Genomic DNA, 19,785 nt, shown 5'->3' with positions numbered 1-19,785 from the left:
CTGAGGGGGTTGACCGACCGGCTTACTGATCGGCAAACGCCCGTTCAATCACAAATGCACCGGGACGCGAGGTGTTGCCTTCACTGAAACCACGACGCTCCAGCGCCGTTTTCAGGTCACGCAGCATTTCGGGACTGCCGCAAATCATGGCGCGGTCTGTCTCCGGATCCAGCGCGGGCACGCCCAGATCGGTAAACAGCTTACCGGACTCCAGCAGCGCGGTGATGCGGCCTTCATTGCGGAAGGGTTCACGCGTAACGGTTGGGTAGTACTTGAGCTTCTCGGAGACCATTTCACCCAGAAACTCGTGTTTGGGCAATTCATTCGTAATGTAGTCGTGATAGCACAATTCGTTGACAAAACGCACGCCATGCACCAGGATCACTTCATCAAACCGCTCGTAGGTTTCCGGGTCGCGAATCAGGCTCATGAAGGGAGCCAATCCTGTTCCGGTGGCCAGCATATACAGGCGTTTGCCGGGCAGCAGATAATCCACCAGCAGCGTTCCGGTAGGCTTGCGGCCCACGATGATGCTGTCACCCACCTTGATATGCTGCAGGCGCGAGGTAAGCGGGCCGTCGGGCACCTTGATGCTGAGGAATTCCAGATGATCTTCGTAATTGGCGCTGGCAATACTATATGCACGCAGCAAAGGTTTGCCATTCACAGGCAGACCGATCATGGTGAAATGCCCGTTGGAAAAACGCAATGCCTGATCACGGGTGGTGGTAAAGCTGAACAGACGGTCTGTCCAGTGGTGGATGCTAAGGACTTTGCCTTCCAGAAATGCGGCCATCGTAAAACGTACCTTCAGGGGAATAAAAAACACAGAATGGACAATTATTGCAATTGTACTAGGCGCAACACTTGTCACTGATCAAAGAACCCTTTATTTTAGTGGTTAAATCACCGCCGCACCGCCGCCTTGGTATAATTCGGCACATCTTCCTGGTTGTATCTCCCATGCCCCCCACTTCGCGCACGTCCTCCGACAAACGGCTCCTCAGCCTTTCCATGCTGCTGTTTCCCCTGGCCATGGTGCTATATGAACTGTCCGCCTATATCGGCAATGACATGGTTCAGCCCGCCATGCTTACCATCACCGCTGAATATGGCGTAGACGACGCCTGGGTGGCCTCGTCCATGTCGCTGTATATTCTGGGCGGCGCCTCCCTGACCTGGCTGATCGGACCTTTGTCCGACCGCTACGGGCGACGCCGCGTCATGCTGGCAGGCGTGCTGTATTTCATCGCAACCAATTTTCTGATTCTGCTGGCCCCCACCATCGAATGGTTTATGGTGCTGCGTTTTCTGCAGGGCATGGGGCTATGCTTTATTGCCGCCGTGGGCTATGTCAGTATCCAGGAGGCGTTTGAAGAGCTCACCGCGATTCGCGTAATGGCGCTGATGGCCAATATTTCCATGGTCGCGCCCCTGCTGGGTCCGCTGGCCGGCGCAGCCCTGATCAGCGTGGTGTCGTGGCACTGGGGCTTTGTCATTATTGGCGCTCTCGCCTGTGTCTCGCTGGTGGGACTGTTTCTGCACATGCCCGAAACCGTCAATCTGGCTCAGCCCAAAGTGTCGCCGGCTCAAATCTGGCAGCAATACCGGCAAGTGTTCAAAAACAAACTGTTCATGCAGTTGACACTTTATTTTCCCTTGATCGTGCTGCCCATGCTGGTCTGGATCGGCCTATCGCCGGTTTTTCTGATCAAGGATATGGGCTTGTCCAATATGGGTTACGGGTTGTCCCAATTACCTATTTTCATCAGCCTGATCGTCGGCAATCTGGCGCTGGCCAGGTATGCGCCGCGCTTTCCGGTGGGGCAATCGGTGTATTTTTCCATCCCGCTGATGATCGCAGGAGGTATCCTGCTGATTCTGGCCGGTTTTATACCTTCTATCGAATACCTGCTTCTGGTTACCGGACTGGCGCTTTCAGCGTTTGCTCAGGGCATTACCTTTGCGGTTCTGTATCGCTTTACCCTGATGGCCTCCGATCAGCCCAAAGGTGTCGTGGCCGCCGTCATGAGCCTGATCATGATGCTGATACAGGCAGTGGGCATTGAGCTGTTCAAGCTGGTGTATGTCCATTGGGGTCTGGCTGCCCTGTGCGTCATGAACGGCCTGCTGATGCTGGTATTTGCAGCCCTGACACCACCACTGATGCGCCGAACCATGAAGGTGGTCACGCCCGGCCCGGCCACACCGGCCGCGTAACATGTCGTTCCAGGAGGCCACCCGCGTTTCGGGGTAGCCCCACCATCGGTTGCAGTCAACGCTCACCCCGGGGGCAAGCTGCTGATGGCAATAACGGCAATAACCTCACAAGCGGTGCCCGCAGCGCACACCAGCCCTCCGGCTAAAGTCGGTCTTGTTACAGACCGTTCAGTTTTTCGCTCAGCACTTCGCGGCTGATCTCGCCCACGTGCGTGCGCTGCAGTGTGTTGTCGTTAAAGAACAAGGTGGTGGGCAGACCGCGCGTGCGAAACTGAGCCGACAGCGTCGAATCGGGATCCAGGCGGATCCACTGCTTCAGATCCAGCCCCTCCTGCTGTAAGTAGCGCTCAATCCGGGCAGCCGACTCACCCTGGTTCACAAACAAAAACCGTACATCGGGGTTCTGGCGGGCTGCCTGTTCAAGCATGGGCATTTCACGGCGGCATGGGCCGCACCAGGTGGCCCACAGATTGATAACCACCTTTTGCTCGCCAGACCGCTGCAGTGGATGCAGTTGGCCGCCCATATCGGGCAGTGCCACGGCAGGCATCGGCTGAGCCAGTGGCCCGGGTACCAGTAATGCCAGCGCAGCCATCACCGCCGCCACCAGGCCAAGCAGCACGCCGCCCAGCGCGCGCAGGCGCCAGCCCTGCAACAGTACCAGCGACACGACCGCCGCGGCGATCGCCCAGGCGATATCAAATCCGCCCTGCCAGAAATAGAAGATGCGCCAGGGCTCTGTAAAGAAACTTTCCCAGTGACGAATCACAAAGCCCAGCCGGGCGCTGGCCAGCACCATCAGCATCGTCAGCCAGGGCCAGTGGTCGAACTGCGGGCTGACCCGCCGGGTGAGAATGGCGCATCCGGCCAGCAGCGTTATCACACCTGCTATTGCCGCCAGCACCATGGGCGCAAAGAAAAAAGGACCTATCGCCATTGCCACAACACCATTGCCAGAACCCCTTGAAAATACCGCCGTCATCATAGCATCAGGGCTAACTGCAATACCCCCGCCGGCGCTTTGCATATAATATCGATACTGACACCCATACCATGCCGGCCTGCGCCGGCAATCTTTTATTATCGAATGACTACTGCGTCCGCCCCTTCCGCCTGTACCAACACCGACCGTCCGGTGCTGGTGTCGGTGCGTCATCTGAAGAAAAACTTTGATCTGGGCCGGCGCCAATCTGTTTGTGCCATCAACGGCGTGTCCTTCGATATCCACGAAGGCGAAACCCTGGGACTGGTGGGCGAGTCCGGCTGCGGCAAGTCCACTACCGGGCGCACGATTCTCGGCCTTTACGAACCCAGTGAGGGGCAGGTTACCTTTCGCGGGCAGGATATCCATCGCCTTAAGGGGCAAGCACGTCGCCAGGTGCAGCGCAATATGCAGATGATCTTTCAGGATCCCTATGCCAGCCTGAATCCGCGCGCCAGCGTGTTTGACCTGATTGCCGAACCGCTGGACATCCACGGCTTGTATCGGGACCCAAAAGAAAAAGCGCAGCGCATCGGGATGCTGCTTGAAGAAGTGGGCCTGAGCGCCTCGTTTGTCGGGCGATATCCACATGAATTTTCCGGTGGGCAGCGTCAGCGTATCGGCATTGCCCGTGCGCTGGCGCTGGAGCCTGCCTTTATCGTCGCAGACGAGCCTATTTCGGCACTGGATGTATCCATCCAGGTACAAATCGTTCACTTATTACAGCGCCTGCAGCAGGAACGCGGGCTCACCTTTTTGTTCATTGCGCATGATCTTTCCATGGTGCAATACGTCTCGGACCGGGTGGGCGTCATGTATATGGGCGCCATGGCAGAACTGGCGTCCAGTGAAGAGCTGTACCACAATCCGCTACACCCCTATACACAAGTGCTGCTGTCCGCCATTCCTGTTCCAGATCCGCAAATACAGCGGCAGCGTTCCGATCAGGTATTCCGCGGAGAGCGGCCCAGCTCGCTGGTGCCGACCATCGGTTGCGCGTTCAGGTCGCGCTGTCCCCGGGCCATGGCAGCCTGTCAGAGCCAGGCGCCGGTGTGGCGCGAGCATACGCCGGGTCACTTTGCCGCCTGTCATGCGCTGGATGCCGAGGGGCACCACCAATGACGAAATATATTCTGCAGCGGTTTGCGCTGATGCTGGGCACTATTTTCATTATCGCCACGCTCACCTTCGTGCTGATGCATTTGATTCCCGGCACGCCGTTTGATCAGGAACGACAGACCAGCGCCGCCGTGCAGGATAACCTGCGGGCCTTCTACAAGCTGGATCAATCGCTACCGGTGCAATACCTGCATTATCTGAAAGCAATCGTCACCTTTGACTATGGCCCTTCCATTTCCAGCCCGGACACGACAGTCAACACACTATTGGCGCGTGGCTTTCCTGTGTCATTTGAACTGGGTCTGATTGCACTTGTGGTTGCCACGCTGTCTGGTATAGGTGCCGGGACGGTGGCGGCCTTGCGTCATAACCGGCTGATCGATCGCACGGTCATGGCCGTAGCGGTGGTGGGCATTTCCATTCCCAACTTTGTGCTGGCCACCTTGCTGATTCAGGAACTTTCGGTCAATCTGGGCTGGTTTCCTGCCGCTACCTGGCGCACGCCCTGGCATAAGGTACTGCCCGTGATTGCGCTGGCTGTCACGCCTATGGCCATCCTGGCCCGTATCACCCGCTCCAGCATGCTGGATGTACTAACCCAGGATTACATGACCATGGCGCGTGCCAAGGGACTGTCGCCGTGGCGCATCGTGATCAGACATGGCCTGCGCAATGCCCTGTTGCCCGTTGTGACACTGCTCGGCACGCTGGCGGCATCCATTCTGACCGGTACCTTCGTGATTGAAAAAATCTTTGCCATTCCCGGCATGGGCCGGTATTTCGTCGACTCCATCAGCACCCGCGACTACCCGGTCATTATGGGTACCACCGTGTTCTACAGCGCGATTCTTGTCTTCATGCTGTTTCTGGTCGACATCGCCTACGGTCTGCTTGACCCGCGCATCGCGCTTCATCGCAAGAGGCAGTCATGAACAGCGCCACAACCCAACAAGAAGCCGTTGTCATCACAGATGACATGTTCGAAGCGGCCCCGCCCGACCCGCAAGCGGTTGCGCATGTGCTGCGCCCTTCAGTCTCTTACTGGCGCAGCGCCTGGTGGCGCCTGCGCAGCAATCCGGCCGCTCTGCTTGGTTTGCTGTTTCTGATCATGCTGATCGTCATGGCGGCGCTGGCGCCCATGCTGTCGGTGTGGTCCGTTACCGCCCAGGATCTCAAAAGCCAGAATATGCCGCCGTCATCGCTGCACTGGTTCGGCACCGATGAACTGGGCCGCGATATTTTCGTCAGAACCTGGTACGGCGCGCGCATTTCCCTGTTTGTCGGCTTTATGGCAGCGCTGATTGATTTTGTGATCGGCGTCACCTACGGTGGCTACAGTGGATACAAAGGCGGCAAGACAGATATCCTTATGATGCGCATACTGGAAGTCCTCTACGGTCTGCCCTATCTGCTGGTGGTGATTTTGCTGATGGTCGTAATGGGCCCCAGCCTGTTCACCATCATTATTGCGCTGACCATTACCGGGTGGATCAGCATGGCGCGGCTGGTGCGCGGTCAGGTTCTGCAATTGAAAAACCAGGAGTATGTGACTGCCGCCCGCTCGTTCGGCGCCGGCACGGCACATATCATTCGCCGCCATTTACTACCCAATGCCATGGGGCCGATTCTCGTACAAATGACCTTAACCGTCCCCACCGCCATATTCGCCGAAGCGTTCCTCAGCTTCCTGGGGCTGGGCGTGCAGGCGCCCTATGCCAGTTGGGGTGTCATGGCCAATGATGCGCTGGGCGTCATTCTCTCGGGTGACTGGTGGCAACTGTTTTTCCCTGCCCTGTTTATTTCCCTGACCATGTTCGCTTTCAACGTCGTCGGCGACGGCCTGCAGGATGCGCTGGATCCACGACTGGGGAAAAATAAATGAACATGCCGTACACAACTGCCGGCCCGACAACGGATGTAACAGACTTAACGGACTTAACGGACTTAACGGACTTAACAGACTTAACGGGACGATCGGCCCAGCCTGACCCGCAGCAGGACCCACCACTGCTGACGGTGCGCGACCTCTCGGTACGCTTTCGCACCTATGGCGGACATGTGCATGCGCTCCGTCAGATCAATCTGCATATTGCACGAGGCGAGACCCTGGCCATTGTGGGGGAGTCCGGCAGTGGCAAATCAGTCACCAGTCAGGCCATCATGGGCCTGTTACCCACCTCGACCGCTCAGATTACCAGCGGCACCATCACCTTTGACGGGCGCGAACTCACCACGCTGAAACCGGCGCAATGGCGCGAGATCCAGGGCCGGCGCATTGCCCTGATTTTTCAGGATCCGATGACCGCACTTAACCCCACCCTTACCATCGGCGAGCAGATGACCGAAGGGGTGCGACGACATATGAAATATTCAGCCGATCAGGCAAAGGCGCGCGCCATCCAGATGCTTGAACTGGTGGGTATATCCAGCCCGCAGCAGCGGTTGAAACAATTCCCGCACGAATTTTCCGGCGGCATGCGCCAGCGTATTGTGATCGCTATTGCATTAATGTGCGACCCGGACCTGCTGATTGCCGACGAGCCAACAACGGCGCTGGATGTCACAATTCAGGCTCAGATTCTGGCACTGTTCAGGCAGATTCAGGCGCGCACCGGCGTTGCCATCATCCTGATCACCCATGACCTGGGGGTTGTCGCCGGCGTTGCAGACAGGGTCACGGTCATGTATGCCGGCCAATGCGTTGAAACGGCAGAGGTCCATGCGCTGTTTGCCCAACCGGCCCATCCGTACACCCGCGCGCTGCTGGCATCGGTACCGCGCCTGGATATGCCGGCGGCCAGCCTGAAGGCGATTGCCGGCCAGCCGCCCGACCTGTTTGCCCCGCCCGACGGCTGTGCCTTCGCCGCGCGTTGCCGGCACGCCATGCGCATCTGCCATCAGATCACCCCGCCGGCAACCGCCCTGCCTGACGACGGCTCAGTACGCTGCTGGCTGCACGATGCCCGTGCGCCGCAGGCTGCCCGGCGTATGTAAAAAACCAGGCCGGCTTGTTCCTGCAAGTCCATTTGCGCCCACGACGCACGCATTTTCAGGTATGTTTGCATACATCGGATTCCGTGAACGAATCGCCTGTCTGGAAATTGCCATGAAAAATCTGCTGTCTGCCACCTTGCTTACTGCCACGCTGGGCCTTGCCCTGCCCACCCTGTCCCACGCCGAAAAAGTGCTGCGTTTAAATAACGTGGAGGAACCCTCCTCGCTGAACCCGGCGCTTGGCCTGAATCTGATTTCCTGGGAGCCACTGAACAATTTGATGGAAGGGCTGGTGCGCCTGGACGCAAAACATATTGCAGCCCCTGCCACGGCAGAAAAATGGGAAGTCTCGGCCGACGGCAAAACCTATACCTTTCACCTGCGTCAGAACGCCAAGTGGTCTGACGGCTCGCCGGTCACCGCGGGTGACTTTGTCTACGGCTGGACACAGTTGCTGACCCCGGCGACGGCCTCGCCGGCGGCCTTCCTGCTCTACGATATTGTGGGCGCACAGGACTTTAACGCGGGCAAAGCCCAGGCGGAGGCGCTCGGCTTCAAGGCCCTGGATGAACACACCCTGCAGGTCACGCTAAATGCCCCCAGCCTGTCGTTCCTGAACATTCTCACCAATCCGGGTTTTGCGCCGGTCAACCAGAAAGTAGCGCAGGCCAATCCCAAATGGTACACAGAGGCGGACAGCTATGTCAGCAACGGTCCGTTCATGCTTAAGGACTGGGAGCATGCCAGCAGTATGCGGTTTGAAAAAAACCCCAACTACTGGGACAAGGACGCCGTCAAACTGGATGCGGTCGATTGGGTCATGATCAACGATCTGAACACCAGTTATCAGATGTTTCGCACCGGAGAGCTGGACGCCACACCGTCTCCGCTACCCGCCGCTCTTTACGATAAAGTCAAAGACAGCAAGGAATTCATGACCGTCCCTCAGGCCGGGGTGTATTTCTATCGCTTCAACACCCAAATGCCCCCCTTCCAGAACGCCGATATCCGCCGTGCCTTCGCCCTGGCCGTTAACCGTCAGGACATCGTCGACTATGTGGTCAAGCAGGGCCGCAAGGCCGCCGATGCCTTCGTCAGCCCCGGCTTTACCGGACCCGATGGCAAAGATTTCTACCAAACCAGCAATGGCTTTGTCAAAACGGATGCCACCCAGGCCAGGGCATTGCTGAAAAAAGGCATGGAAGCCGAAAAATATACGACACTGCCACCGGTCACGCTCAGCCATATCAATAATCCTGATGACCGTAAGATTGCGCAGGCCCTGCAAGCCATGTTCAAGGAAAACCTGGGCGTGGATGTTACCCTGCAGGCCATTGAGAGCAAGGTGTTTTATACCCAGCAACGCGGCGGCAAATTGCAATTTTCACGCAGCTCATTCACCAATGACTATGCCGATCCATACAACGCATTGGAGAGTTTTGTGAGCAACTCCAGCATGAATCGCACCGGCTGGTCCAATGCAGAATATGACACGCTGATTAAAACCGCACAAAATGAAACCGACGCGGCCAGGCGATGGGAATTGTTGCAAAAATCCCAACAAGTGTTGTTCGCTGACATGCCTATTTTCCCATTGTTCTTCTACAATCAAGGCTTCATGCAAAAAACCGGGGTCACTGGCATTCTGCGACATCCGGTGGGTTATATCGACCTGAAAACAGCGGATATTCAATAAAAGCAAACGAGGGATTCCATGTATGACGTTGTGACGGCGGACCTTGATAATCCGGAACACGCCAGCGCCGTTCTGACTGTGCTTAATGCCTACGCCAGCGATCCGATGGGCGGCGGCGAGCCGCTCTCGGCCTACACCCAGAAAAACCTGATCGCGTCACTTAAAAAACGCAGCAATATGTACACCATCCTGGCCTTTGACGGCCAGGAGCCAATCGGTATTGCCCTGTGCTTTGAAGGTTTTTCCACTTTCGCCTGCAAACCGCTGCTCAATATCCACGATTTTGCCGTGCTGGCGCAGTATCGCGGCCAGGGCGTCGGCAAACAATTGCTGGCACGCGTCAAACAGCTGGCGCGCAATCTGGGCTGCTGCAAAGTCACGCTTGAAGTGCTGGACGGCAATGCGCCGGGCAAGGCGCTGTATACCAGCCAGGGCTTTGCGCCCTATACACTGGGGCCGCAGTCCGGGCACGCGATTTTCATGCAATGCCCGATAGACAATCCATAAGGCAGGAAAAATCAGGCCGCACGGAATTGGGCTGCTGCCGGGTGAATCAGGCGTTTAACCGGGCCGGCCACTTCACTATACGCATCCAGTACTCTCGTGAACCACTGCCCCACGGCTGAATCATCTTTCCAGTATTGAAACCCGAATACCCAACTGAAGATCAGATGGGCGACAACAACAAAATCAGTTGCCCCGGGCTGATTTCCGTCAAGATACGGCATGTTTTTTAACTGTGCTTCCAATGCCGCCAGAGCGGTGTGCGCATCGCCGGCACTGGCGGTCGCATGCAGTTGTTCGAGCGTACAACCAAAGCGCTTTTCCCGGCTTTCCCGGAAATACCCCCTGGCCGATTCCGGTTGTGCCTCATAGATCGCCAATAAAGAAGGCTTGAAAGTGACCGGCGTAATATGACGCAGAATCAGTTCGGAAATAAACCGGACCCGGGCTCGTCCGGCCTCGCTATCGAGCCCTAACGGGGCTTGCGGATAGGTGCGATCCAGATACTCGAGGATGTCCAGGCTTTCCTTTACCACGATATCCCCATCTGTGAGCACAGGCACCAGCCGCGAATCGGCAAAGGCGATTTTGTCCTTATCCATAAAACCAACAGGAAGACCTTCGAAAGGTAGCCGTTTGTGTGCAAGCGCAAGCCGAACCCGCCAACAATAAGGGGAAAAAACCAAGTCGGGATCACTGGCACAGAGTTCGTATAGGCGGATCATCGTATTTCCTTTGATATACAGTGGTAAATGAGAGAATTTCAACTGCAATAATGAGCCGAACAGGCAACCATCAGACGGTAAAATCAGGCAGATTGTGGCAACGTGGCGACAACAGCCAAATGCCTAAATTTTCAATCCGTTTCCAAACCGGCTTGCCAGCTATTTTTCGATACATTTGCTTGCCATCAGTACAAATGAAGCGATTATGATGGCTCCATAGTTAATCCAAAAGGAGAGTTTACTATGACCTCGCAAATGATAAAAAAAGTCTTGATTGTGGCACTGATGGGTGCCGTTCTCGCAGGCTGTTCAACCCGTCACCCAAATCGTGACCTGGGTACCGTTGGCGGTGCAGCATTAGGCGGCGGTGCCGGTTATGCACTTTCTGATGGTAGCCCGCTGGCTACTCTGGGTGGCGCCGCTCTGGGTGGTTTGGTTGGTAACCAGGTATTCAGGGACAGCGATGACCGTTATGACCGTGGTCGCCGCTACTATCGCGATGATCGTCGTCGTGATCGCCATTATCATCGCCATGGCCGCCGCGGCTGGGACGATTAATATCGGATGGCCTGCCTGTCAGGCAGCATAGCCCGGCACTTGAAACAAAGCCGCTACACACCATCACGGACGTGCAGCGGCTTTTAACTTTTATATTGTCCGGCTGATTTATTGCGATCGCAATCCCGGTACGAGACCGCCTGCGATCAGACAGTCAGAACGTAACCGGCACTTTTGACTGTATCGGCCAGTTGCTGCGCGGTAACGCTATCGCTGGCAACAATATCGGCCGATGCCCCCGCCAGGCTCACCTGTGCCGAAACCACCCCGGGCACCGACTCCAGCGCGTGGGTCACATGCGCAACACATTTGTCGCACGTCATGCCCTCTACCCGGGCCTTAATCACGTTTGTACTCATTACGCTCTCCTGCTGTTAACAATCCGCCATCCGGACTCAAGTCATATCATAGCCCAGTTCATCGAACCGGTTGTGGCGAGGTTTCCTGCAACGCAGCAACCCGGTTTTCACCGCTGCCGTCCAGATCACCGGCACGAATAACGACGCCGTTGCTGTCAAGCACGCCACGCAGTCCCACCGCGTGTGCAACAAATCCCATGCGTTCAAAATGCGCCGAGTAGTCATAGCGGTCATGATGATGCCCATGAAAGACATGGGAGGCGCCCAGTTGCAGCGCCAGACGGTCCAGTACGGTAAAACCGTAGCGGTTGCAGGACGGCGCTTCGTGCAGCACCAGAATATCCGCCTGCTCTTGCATCAGCGCTTCGTAATCGCAGGGAAAGATCGAGCTGCGATGACGCAAACGGTCGCCCTGACCGCTTTTGCCCGATTTCACCAGGCTGTGCGCTTCGTAATCTCGGGGACTATAGAATCGCCAGTAAGGTCTGGCCGGATTCCAGATGGTGCCCCGAAACACGCCGCCCAGGCCGGCAACGCGAACGCCATGGATGTCCACAACTCTGCCATGCAAGTTACGGTCGGCCAAATCGGAATCGAACAGGTTGTGGTAGAACGCCGCACTATCCGTATCATGGTTGCCGGGAATCCACCAAACATCGGTCATTTGATGGATGTCGCCCAGAATCTCATGCAGCGGCCGGCTGGCCTGAATATCGCCCAGAAAGATAACCGCATCGGGTTTACCGGCAACGACAATCTCACGACAGTGCTCAAAACCGCCATGCGTATCACCGAAAAAGAAAATGCGCGCTTTCGCATTCATGACCGCACCCGAAAATCTGACTTGCAAAAAACACCCGACCAGGCAACAGGGTAAATGGACGCTGGCGGGATGGTTTTATTTTACGCGGAAAGTTCCCGCGCAAGATGCAGATTGGACAGCGGCCACCGCCTTAAGTTCTCTTCATTGTCCAGGACGGTGGCGGCCATGTCAGCAGAACGCTGACGCTATTGCTGTTGCTGCGGTTTGAAGTTCAGGACTTTAACCGTATTTTCCGTGACCTTTTCCTTGCTGAAGGCTAGCGGAATATACTCGCCCTTCGCCCAGATGGGCGCCAGATCACGGTATCCGGGCTGGCGTGGATCGCCCGATTGTCCCGGGGTATTGATGACACGGGAATCATCCCACTGCCCGACATCAAGCACCATACGAAAAGAAGCACCCGCCGTGAGGTTATAGCTTTTTTCACCGTAGCTGGTCGCCATGGGTGTATAGCCGGAACCGCCTATCGGACCCGCATTCACATTAAACGTCTTTTTCTCTTCATCCGACAGCAGCGCATTCATGGGATGCAGGAATACGGCCTGGTGCAGCGTGCCCCATTTCCAGGCTTGCGGATCGTCGCCCAGCTTTTCCCGGACTTCGGCAACGGCCTGGCCCAGAGAGTCCAGCATAATCTGATTACGTTCAGCTTCGCTAAACCAGCCATCGGGGTTCTCGATCACATCCAGCACTCGTTCCGGGTCAGCCAGGCCGATCATTTTTGCAATGTCCGGGTCAAACGCGCGATCCACCACGGCCTTGCGCAAATAGCGGCTGAACCAGACTTCAAAAACAGCCGCTGGTGCACTATCTGCCGTCACTTTACCATCCCATTTTTTGAGCATCTCCACCACCGGTTTGAGTTTCTCGTCGTCGGTGCTAACTTCCTGCAGAACAGTAACTGTGCGGATGGCAGGCAACGAGGTTTTATCGTTCTGCCAGGCTTCGGAATCGGCCACCGATGATTTATCGCTGGCGCCGATAACGCGCTTGAGTCGTTTGGCGCGAAAATCGCTGCTCCATTCATAGCCCACTCCTTTTTTGAAGGCCGGATGATCGGGCGGGATATTGTTTTCATTGGCCGTCACGATATAACCCGCTTTGGGGTTGTACAAACTGGGCAACTCATCCATGTCCCGATAGCCACCCCATTCGTAGCGACCATCGCCCGGCACGGGGGTGAGCCCGTCCCAGTCCCGTTTAACGGTAAGCCCGCCCGGCATCCATGCAATATTGCCGCCGGTATCAGCAAAAACCTGATTCTCGCCCGGTGCGCCCCAGCGATTCATCGCGGCCTTGAATTCATCCCAGTTGGTCGCCCGCATATAATCCATGGAACCGAAGTAAGGCGCCATGCCCAGGTCCAGCCAGGCGGCACGCAAGGCCCAGGCGGTGTGGCTGCCATCATCCTGGTACAGAACAGGGCCATGGCGGGTAAAGCGCAGTGTCACTTTCCGTGCCGGTTCGCCCTTAACTTCGATGTTTTCCTCGACCGTTTCCATGGGCTCCCAGCGTCCCTTGTATTTGTACTCGTTCTTGTTGTCGGGATTGATTTCATATTGGTACATATCTTCCTGATCCATATAGAAACGGGTCAGGCCAAAACCGATCTGATCGTTATGACCAATTGAAATGCCCGGCAGAAACGGTTCACCGGCACCAATAACAGACAATCCCGGTGCATTCAGGTGACTGATGTAGCGCAGGCTGGGCGCTCCATGGGAACGATGCGGATCATTGGCCAGAATGGGTCTGCCGGTCGTTGTCCGTGCGCCGCCAATCACCCAGTTATTCGACCCAAGGCCTCTCTCGGTATCACTGTCGTTCCTGACAACGTCATATAGCGCCGATACCGGCAACAGCCCTTTGTCGTTTACCGCCGATGTCTTCTCCGCTTGCTTTTTCGGCTGTCCGCCGGCTGGCTTGGCCTGCTCTGCGCCTGGCGGTAATTTGGTCAATTTCGGTGTGGCCGTTGCCAGATCATAAGCGTCCTTGATTTCTTTCACCGGTATTGAGCAAGGATCCAGACCCTCGACCAGTTTAGGATCAATGGTCGGGCTCAACTCGCGCCGCAGCCAGTCTGCCTTTACCGGATCATCCTTCACCTTGCAGAACACCTGCGCACGATCCAGTTCGTTTTTGGCGTTCAACGTCAGGCCATGGTGACGGATGCGCACCACATCTTCGGCCTGCCACAGGGACGGCTCGTAGCCCAGTTTTTTGAACTCTTCAGGCAGCAGGTCCGGATTGGCCTTCGTCATTTTTACGTATTCGTTGATGCCGGCCGTAAATGCCTGCGCCACACGTTTGGAATCTGAGCCGTAAGCCAGCCACTCGCGATACATATCTCCGCGAAACAACACCGCACGCGCCATGCGATCGCCCTCAACATAATCGGGGCCGAAATCCCTGGCCATTTCACCCAGACCACGCTTGCGCCATAAATCGATCTGAAACAGCCGATCACGCGCAGCATTAAATCCCTGCAGAAAAAAGACGTCGTAAAGCGTCTGTGCGTAGATATGGGGAATGCCCCATTTATCGATTGAAATTGTACCCGGCTGCTCCAGGCCGCTTACCTCAAACGTATCGGCAGCAGCAGGCTCTGCCGTACGGGCACTGGCAGGCGTGAACGAAGTGCCGGTAAAAACAGCAGCGACGGCAACAGCCATGAATGCGCGTTTCATATCTTCTCCTTGTATTTCAATTGTGTTAATTAATTATTTTAAACATGAACTAAATCGCGGCTTGAAACGGTCCGTCTTGTTTGCTCAGAGAATGGCACGAGTACCCGCGGCAATCAAACAAAACTGTGTAAGAAATTATGGCATCGGTTAAACTGTACTCCTGTCACTCCCTGTTTTCCTATTCATGAACACCACTGTCCCCGGCACAGAAAATCATCGTGTCAAAACCGCACTCAGGGTCATCGAGATCATCGAGATTTTTTCCCGCGAACAAAAGCCGCTGGCACTCTCGGAACTGGCCCGCGAACTGAATGCCCCGGCTTCCAGTTGCCTGGCGCTGGTGCGCACGCTATTGAGCCTGGGTTATTTGTACGAAACCTCACGCCGCCAGGGCTATTACCCAACCGGGCGACTGCTGGCCATGGCCCAGCGCATTACCAAGGCTGATCCGATACTTGAGCGGCTCTATCCCAGTTTGCGGGAATTGTGCGCCATCACAGGCGAAACCGTGGTGCTGGGTAAACTCACTTCACTCAATACCGTGCTGTACCTGGACGTGCTTCCATCAGAAAACCCCATTCATTATGTCGCCGTGGCAGGCGAACAAAAACAGATTCATGCCAACTCACTGGGCAAGGCGCTGTTCTCGGCCCTGGATGAACCGGCGCAACAGGCATTGCTGGACAAGATGACATTTACCAAACGCAATGACCGCACCCTGGTCACGCGCCAGCAATTTCTCTCAAACATCCAGGCCGGTAAGGAAAAAGGACTGTTCACCAATCTGGGCGAATCCATGGTTGATGTCGGCGCCCTTGCCTGGCCGGTAACCGTTTCGGGCGGCCATTTTGCGATTTCCATCGCAGGACCGTTATACCGGATCGAAGCCAATCTGCAGAATCATGCACAGAAGCTGCGGGTGATGTGTACCTTCATCGAACAGCATTAAGCATGCCGGGCCATTACCGATACAGGCTGCACAAAGCAATCGCCGCGCCGACCAGCGCAAAACGGTCGCAACCCGGATCGCCGTCTCAACCAGTACACAACCTGCGGCCGTCCATATCGCCGCCACAACCGGCAACACAAAGCGGCCATCCTGATCGCCACAGCCACCAGCGCAAGCCGGCTGCGGTCCGGGCCAGCATTGCGGGTGGCGCACCGTCAGTATGATTTGGGCAGGCCCAATACTTTTTCCGCGATGAAGCACATAATCAGTTGCGGGCTAACGGGTGCAATACGTGGAATAAAGCTTTCGCGCAAATAGCGTTCTACGTGATATTCCCTGGCGTAACCCATTCCGCCCAGCGTCTGGATCGCCGTCTGGCACGCGGTAAACGCGGCTTCTGCGGCCAGGTATTTGGCCGTATTGGCGTAAGCGCCGGCCGGCTCATTGGCGTCATAAGCCGCCGCCGCACGCGACACCATCAAATCAGCCGCTTCCAGTTGCATCCAGCATTGCGCCAGCGGGTGCTGGATACCCTGGTTCTGGCCTATCGGCCGATTAAATACCGTGCGCTCCTTCGCGTATTGCACCGCCTTATCCAGCGCGACCTGACCCAGACCCACAGCTTCTGCTGCAATCAGAATGCGCTCGGGATTCAGGCCATGCAGAATGTATTCGAAACCCTTGCCCTCTTCGCCCACGCGATCGCATTCAGGAATCTCGTAGCCATCGAAAAACAGCATATTGGAATCCACCGCCTTGCGTCCCAGCTTTTCGATTTCGCGCACTTCCACCTGGCTGCGATCCAGATCGGTGTAGAACAGGCTCAGGCCCTCGGTGGCTCTGCTCACCTGATCTTTCGGTGTGGTACGGGCCAACAGCAGCATTTTGCTGGCCACCTGCGCAGTGGATATCCAGATTTTTCGTCCGGATACCCGATAGTGGTCGCCCTGCTTTTGCGCACGCGTTGTCAATTGCGTTGTATCCAGTCCGGCATCGGGCTCGGTAACGGCAAAGCAGGCTTTATCCCTGCCTTCAATCAGCGGCGGCAGGGCACGCTGCTTGAGTTCATCAGAACCGAAACGAACCACGGGATTCAGCCCGAAGATATTCATATGCACGGCCGAGGCGCCGGTAAAGCCGGCCCCTGAACGCGAGATGGTTTTCATCATCAACGCGGCCTCGGTAATACCCAGGCCAGCGCCGCCATATTCCTGTGGCATCGCCACGCCCAGCCAGCCGGCCTGAGCCAGCCGCTGATAAAACGCTTCAGGATAGTCGCCGGTTCTGTCGCAGGTGAGCCAGTATTCATCGTCAAAATCACTGCACAACTGCTCAATGGCAGCGACCAGCATTTGCTGATCCTGAGAAAACGAGAAATCCATTCTTACTCCGTCGTTTAGATGTGTTGTATCACTTGCGGCCACCCACAGCACGCCTGGCCGCGTTCAGTACGACCTGTTTTTTCTCGCTGTCCATGGGCAAACTATCTACCAGTTCTTCGGTATGCTCGCCCAATGTCGGCGCATGGCGATACACACCTAGCGGCGTAGCCGAATATCGTCCCAGCGGTGCGATGGTGTGAACGTCGCCTTCGCTGGGATGATCGGTTTTGATCAAATGGCCCGTCGCTTTCAGATGCGGGTCGGTGGGCAGATCTTCGATGGCATACAGCGGCGCGCAGGGGATGTCGTTCGCATCAAACAGCGCCAGCCACTCAGCCGTGCTGCGGGTCCGGAGCACCTCGTCCACGAACCGGTATACGTCGCCAATGTTCTCAGCCCGGCGCGAATGCGTGGAGAAAATCGAATCAGTCATCAGATCGGCGCGATCAATCGCTGCCATAAACTGCTGCCAGTGCCGGTCGTTATAGATCAGTGCGCTCACATAACCATCCTGCGTCTGATAGGGCTTGCGATGTTCGGACAGCAGGCGGGGATAGCCCATGCCGTCTGCCGGCGCATCTTCATCGAAAGTACGCTGTCCCAGGTGATCACCCAGAATCATTTGCGCCATCCCTTCAAACATCGGTACCTCAATAGACTGGCCCGTACCTGTTGCGCGGCTGTGGATGACCCCCGCCAGGCAGGCAATGGCGGCCTGCAGCCCGATGGTACGATCAGCCAGCGTCAGCGGCGCATAACGCGGTTCATGTCCGCTGCTGCGTTCGTATAGCCGGGCGACACCGGTCATGCCCTGAATCAAATCATCATAAGCCGGCTTGCCGGCGTACGGTCCTTCATTACCAAAGCCATAGGCGCCCACATAGACGATCTTCGGATTGACCGCGCTGACCGCTTCGTAGGACAGGCCCATGCGCGCCATGGACTGTGGCCTGACGTTGTAGAGCAGCACATCCACCTCGCGCACCAGATGCAGGCAGGCTTCCCTGCCTTCTTCGGTTTTCAGGTCCAGCACCACTGAACGCTTGTTGCGATTCAGATGCAGATAAATCGCACCCATGCCGGGATTGCGCATGGGCCCGACCTGCCGAATGGTGTCGCCTACCGGTGATTCCACTTTAATTACATCGGCGCCCAGATCGGCCATCATCTGTGTGGCAAACGGCCCCAGAATAATAGACGTCAGATCCAGAACCCGTACTCCGGCCAGCGGCCCGCTTCGCTTACTGTCTGTCATTGCTATTGAACCTGAATCCCGGCGTCCTTGATGAGCTTGCCCCATAATTCGTACTGCTCCCGCACAAACTCCGCAAACTCCTGCTGTGTGCCGCTGAATGCATCGAACCCCAGGCGCGCCAGCTCCTGCTTGACCTTGGCATCGCTCACGATCTCATTGATGGCCTTGTTCAATGCTGTCACCGCCTCTTCGGACATGTCTGCCGGGCCCAGAAAGCCATTCCATGAATTGATATCGAAATGATCAACACCGGCTGCTTCCATCGAAGGCAGCTCGGGCAGCAGGGAACTGGGCTTGGCCGTAGACACGGCCAGCGCCTTGATTTTTTTCGATTGAACAAAGGGCATGCCGGAAGTCAGGTCAGTAAACATATAGTCCACCTGCCCGCCGATCAAATCGGTCAATGCCTGTGGCGTGCCTTTGTACGGCACGTGCAGGGTCTCGATACCGGCAGCATGTGACAGCGTAGCGCCAGCAACAATACCGGTACTGTTGCCAGAGGCATAGGTAAGCTTGCCGGGGTTGGCCTTGGCCTGCTTAACCAGTTCCTGCACCGAATTGAAGGGTTGCTTCATATTGGCGACCAGAATGAAGGGCAGGTTACCGCCGCGCGCGATGGGGGTGAAATCCTTGAGCACATCGTAAGGCACGCTTTTTTGCAGCCATGGCGCAGCCGACAGAGGCGTATTGGTGGAAATCAGGATGGTGTAGCCATCGGGTTTGGAACGCGCCACCTGCTGGGCAGCAATCGTACCGTTACCGCCAGGCTTGTTTTCCACAATGACCTGCTGGCCAAGACGGCTGGTCATTTCACGGGCAAAGATGCGTCCGACAGAATCGGTACCCGAGCCGGCCGGAAAGGGCACGACCATGGTAATGGGTTTTTCCGGCCATGCCGCTGCAGCGGTGCCCGCTGCGACAAGGGCGGCGGCGGCCAACCAACAACGTAGAGGTTTGATATTCATTTTGTCTCCAGTAAAGGGCGATGCTTCTTTGAGCGACGTTGCCCAACCTTTCGGGCACGCGAGGGATGCGACTGAATCGTGTTATCCGCCAATCAGTCCCGTATCACTCTGGCCGGATTTTCTTCATAGGGAGGCGAATAAATAACCAGCAGACGCGCCGGTTCGGGACTGGTAACGGTAAAGATATGCTTTTTGTCTGCAGGAAAAAAACAGCAGTCTCCAGCCTGCATGGAACCCCTCTCGCCATCCATTTCCACATCGGCCGTGCCGGACAGTAAATACACCACCTGTTCAATACCAGGATGGGCATGCGGCAAGGCGCCGCGATTCTGTTCAATTGTACCGACCAGCACTTCCAGATGACGTGCGCCAACGGTATCGGGGCCGATCAGCCGCCGATTGACCGTGCCATGGTGGTTGGCGGGGCTATAGCCCGGGACATCCGCTTCCCGGACGATCCAGGAACAGGCGCCGCGCGGGTTGCTTGTGTTTTGATCAGTACTGTCTGCCATTGCCGGTATCCTATAGGGTGAGCAATCACCCTTTAATTTCTTAAGTGTGAATTTA

The 19,785-nt window shown here is 56.4% G+C and carries 19 protein-coding genes; 9 read left to right on the top strand and 10 right to left on the bottom strand.

All coding sequences use genetic code 11. The annotated features are described in order from the left end of the window. Window positions 1–22 precede the first annotated feature (22 nt). Entirely contained in the window at window positions 23–796 is a 774-nt protein-coding gene (locus MIM_RS01480; RefSeq protein WP_025370987.1) for a ferredoxin--NADP reductase, read from the bottom strand. A gap of 167 nt (window positions 797–963) precedes the next feature. On the opposite strand from MIM_RS01480, the gene MIM_RS01475 reads away from it, so the two are divergent. Continuing rightward, window positions 964–2,220, top strand: coding sequence for an MdfA family multidrug efflux MFS transporter (locus MIM_RS01475; RefSeq protein ID WP_025370986.1), 1,257 nt, complete (start codon window positions 964–966; stop codon window positions 2,218–2,220). Window positions 2,221–2,377: 157 nt separating this feature from the next. Here MIM_RS01475 and MIM_RS01470 read toward each other — a convergent pair whose 3' ends face one another. Then, window positions 2,378–3,157 carry a TlpA disulfide reductase family protein gene (locus tag MIM_RS01470; RefSeq protein WP_158318682.1) on the bottom strand — a complete coding sequence of 260 codons (780 nt, stop codon included), beginning with the start codon at window positions 3,155–3,157 and terminating at the stop codon, window positions 2,378–2,380. Between the two features lie 150 nt (window positions 3,158–3,307). Here MIM_RS01470 and MIM_RS01465 point away from each other — a divergent pair, with 150 nt between their 5' ends. The 6 genes from MIM_RS01465 to MIM_RS01440 all read left to right on the top strand — a co-directional run bounded on the left by MIM_RS01465 (window position 3,308) and on the right by MIM_RS01440 (window position 9,518). Next, on the top strand, window positions 3,308–4,324 hold the full coding sequence (locus MIM_RS01465) for an ABC transporter ATP-binding protein (RefSeq protein WP_025370984.1): 1,017 nt from the start codon (window positions 3,308–3,310) through the stop codon (window positions 4,322–4,324). Beyond that, complete coding sequence (locus MIM_RS01460) at window positions 4,321–5,253, top strand: ABC transporter permease (RefSeq protein WP_025370983.1); 933 nt, start codon at window positions 4,321–4,323, stop codon at window positions 5,251–5,253. The genes MIM_RS01465 and MIM_RS01460 overlap by 4 nt, the downstream gene beginning before the upstream one ends. Then, window positions 5,250–6,203 (top strand): ABC transporter permease, encoded by a 954-nt coding sequence (locus tag MIM_RS01455; RefSeq protein WP_025370982.1) that lies wholly within the window; start codon window positions 5,250–5,252, stop codon window positions 6,201–6,203. Before MIM_RS01460 ends, MIM_RS01455 begins: the two co-directional genes overlap by 4 nt. Beyond that, window positions 6,200–7,315 carry an ABC transporter ATP-binding protein gene (locus MIM_RS01450; RefSeq protein ID WP_025370981.1) on the top strand — a complete coding sequence of 372 codons (1,116 nt, stop codon included), beginning with the start codon at window positions 6,200–6,202 and terminating at the stop codon, window positions 7,313–7,315. Before MIM_RS01455 ends, MIM_RS01450 begins: the two co-directional genes overlap by 4 nt. Window positions 7,316–7,427: 112 nt before the next feature. Then, window positions 7,428–9,011 carry a peptide ABC transporter substrate-binding protein gene (locus tag MIM_RS01445; protein WP_144084720.1) on the top strand — a complete coding sequence of 528 codons (1,584 nt, stop codon included), beginning with the start codon at window positions 7,428–7,430 and terminating at the stop codon, window positions 9,009–9,011. Between the two features lie 18 nt (window positions 9,012–9,029). Next, on the top strand, window positions 9,030–9,518 hold the full coding sequence (locus MIM_RS01440) for a GNAT family N-acetyltransferase (protein ID WP_025370979.1): 489 nt from the start codon (window positions 9,030–9,032) through the stop codon (window positions 9,516–9,518). Window positions 9,519–9,529: 11 nt separating this feature from the next. On the opposite strand, the gene MIM_RS01435 is transcribed toward MIM_RS01440, so the two are convergent. After that, the gene (locus tag MIM_RS01435) at window positions 9,530–10,240 is read right to left on the bottom strand and encodes a glutathione S-transferase family protein (protein ID WP_025370978.1); all 711 of its coding nucleotides are present in this window, start codon (window positions 10,238–10,240) and stop codon (window positions 9,530–9,532) included. A gap of 243 nt (window positions 10,241–10,483) precedes the next feature. On the opposite strand from MIM_RS01435, the gene MIM_RS01430 reads away from it, so the two are divergent. Then, window positions 10,484–10,798, top strand: a complete 315-nt coding sequence (locus tag MIM_RS01430) for a glycine zipper 2TM domain-containing protein (RefSeq protein WP_042069836.1) — start codon at window positions 10,484–10,486, stop codon at window positions 10,796–10,798. Between the two features lie 146 nt (window positions 10,799–10,944). Here the strand turns inward: MIM_RS01430 and MIM_RS01425 are convergent, their stop codons facing one another. From MIM_RS01425 to MIM_RS01415, 3 genes are all read right to left on the bottom strand, one after another. Next, window positions 10,945–11,157: a cation transporter gene (locus tag MIM_RS01425; protein WP_025370976.1), complete on the bottom strand. Its 213-nt coding sequence runs from the start codon at window positions 11,155–11,157 to the stop codon at window positions 10,945–10,947. 58 nt (window positions 11,158–11,215) lie between these two features. Then, window positions 11,216–11,980, bottom strand: a complete 765-nt coding sequence (locus tag MIM_RS01420) for a metallophosphoesterase family protein (RefSeq protein WP_042069833.1) — start codon at window positions 11,978–11,980, stop codon at window positions 11,216–11,218. A 185-nt stretch (window positions 11,981–12,165) separates the two neighbouring features. Further along, window positions 12,166–14,667: a penicillin acylase family protein gene (locus MIM_RS01415; protein WP_025370974.1), complete on the bottom strand. Its 2,502-nt coding sequence runs from the start codon at window positions 14,665–14,667 to the stop codon at window positions 12,166–12,168. Window positions 14,668–14,851: 184 nt separating this feature from the next. Between MIM_RS01415 and MIM_RS01410 the strand changes: the two genes are divergently transcribed. Beyond that, window positions 14,852–15,616: an IclR family transcriptional regulator gene (locus MIM_RS01410; protein ID WP_025370973.1), complete on the top strand. Its 765-nt coding sequence runs from the start codon at window positions 14,852–14,854 to the stop codon at window positions 15,614–15,616. 215 nt (window positions 15,617–15,831) lie between these two features. On the opposite strand, the gene MIM_RS01405 is transcribed toward MIM_RS01410, so the two are convergent. The 4 genes from MIM_RS01405 to MIM_RS01390 all read right to left on the bottom strand — a co-directional run bounded on the left by MIM_RS01405 (window position 15,832) and on the right by MIM_RS01390 (window position 19,730). Beyond that, complete coding sequence (locus MIM_RS01405) at window positions 15,832–16,998, bottom strand: acyl-CoA dehydrogenase family protein (RefSeq protein ID WP_025370972.1); 1,167 nt, start codon at window positions 16,996–16,998, stop codon at window positions 15,832–15,834. Window positions 16,999–17,026: 28 nt separating this feature from the next. Beyond that, complete coding sequence (locus tag MIM_RS01400; RefSeq protein ID WP_025370971.1) at window positions 17,027–18,253, bottom strand: CaiB/BaiF CoA transferase family protein; 1,227 nt, start codon at window positions 18,251–18,253, stop codon at window positions 17,027–17,029. Between the two features lie 2 nt (window positions 18,254–18,255). Beyond that, window positions 18,256–19,218 carry a Bug family tripartite tricarboxylate transporter substrate binding protein gene (locus MIM_RS01395; protein WP_025370970.1) on the bottom strand — a complete coding sequence of 321 codons (963 nt, stop codon included), beginning with the start codon at window positions 19,216–19,218 and terminating at the stop codon, window positions 18,256–18,258. Window positions 19,219–19,310: 92 nt separating this feature from the next. Further along, window positions 19,311–19,730 carry a cupin domain-containing protein gene (locus tag MIM_RS01390; protein ID WP_025370969.1) on the bottom strand — a complete coding sequence of 140 codons (420 nt, stop codon included), beginning with the start codon at window positions 19,728–19,730 and terminating at the stop codon, window positions 19,311–19,313. Window positions 19,731–19,785 lie beyond the last annotated feature (55 nt).

The organism is Advenella mimigardefordensis DPN7, from assembly GCF_000521505.1.
GTDB lineage: Bacteria > Pseudomonadota > Gammaproteobacteria > Burkholderiales > Burkholderiaceae_B > Advenella > Advenella mimigardefordensis.
Note: the sequence above shows the minus strand (reverse complement) of the source record. Positions and strands in the feature narration are given on the sequence as shown.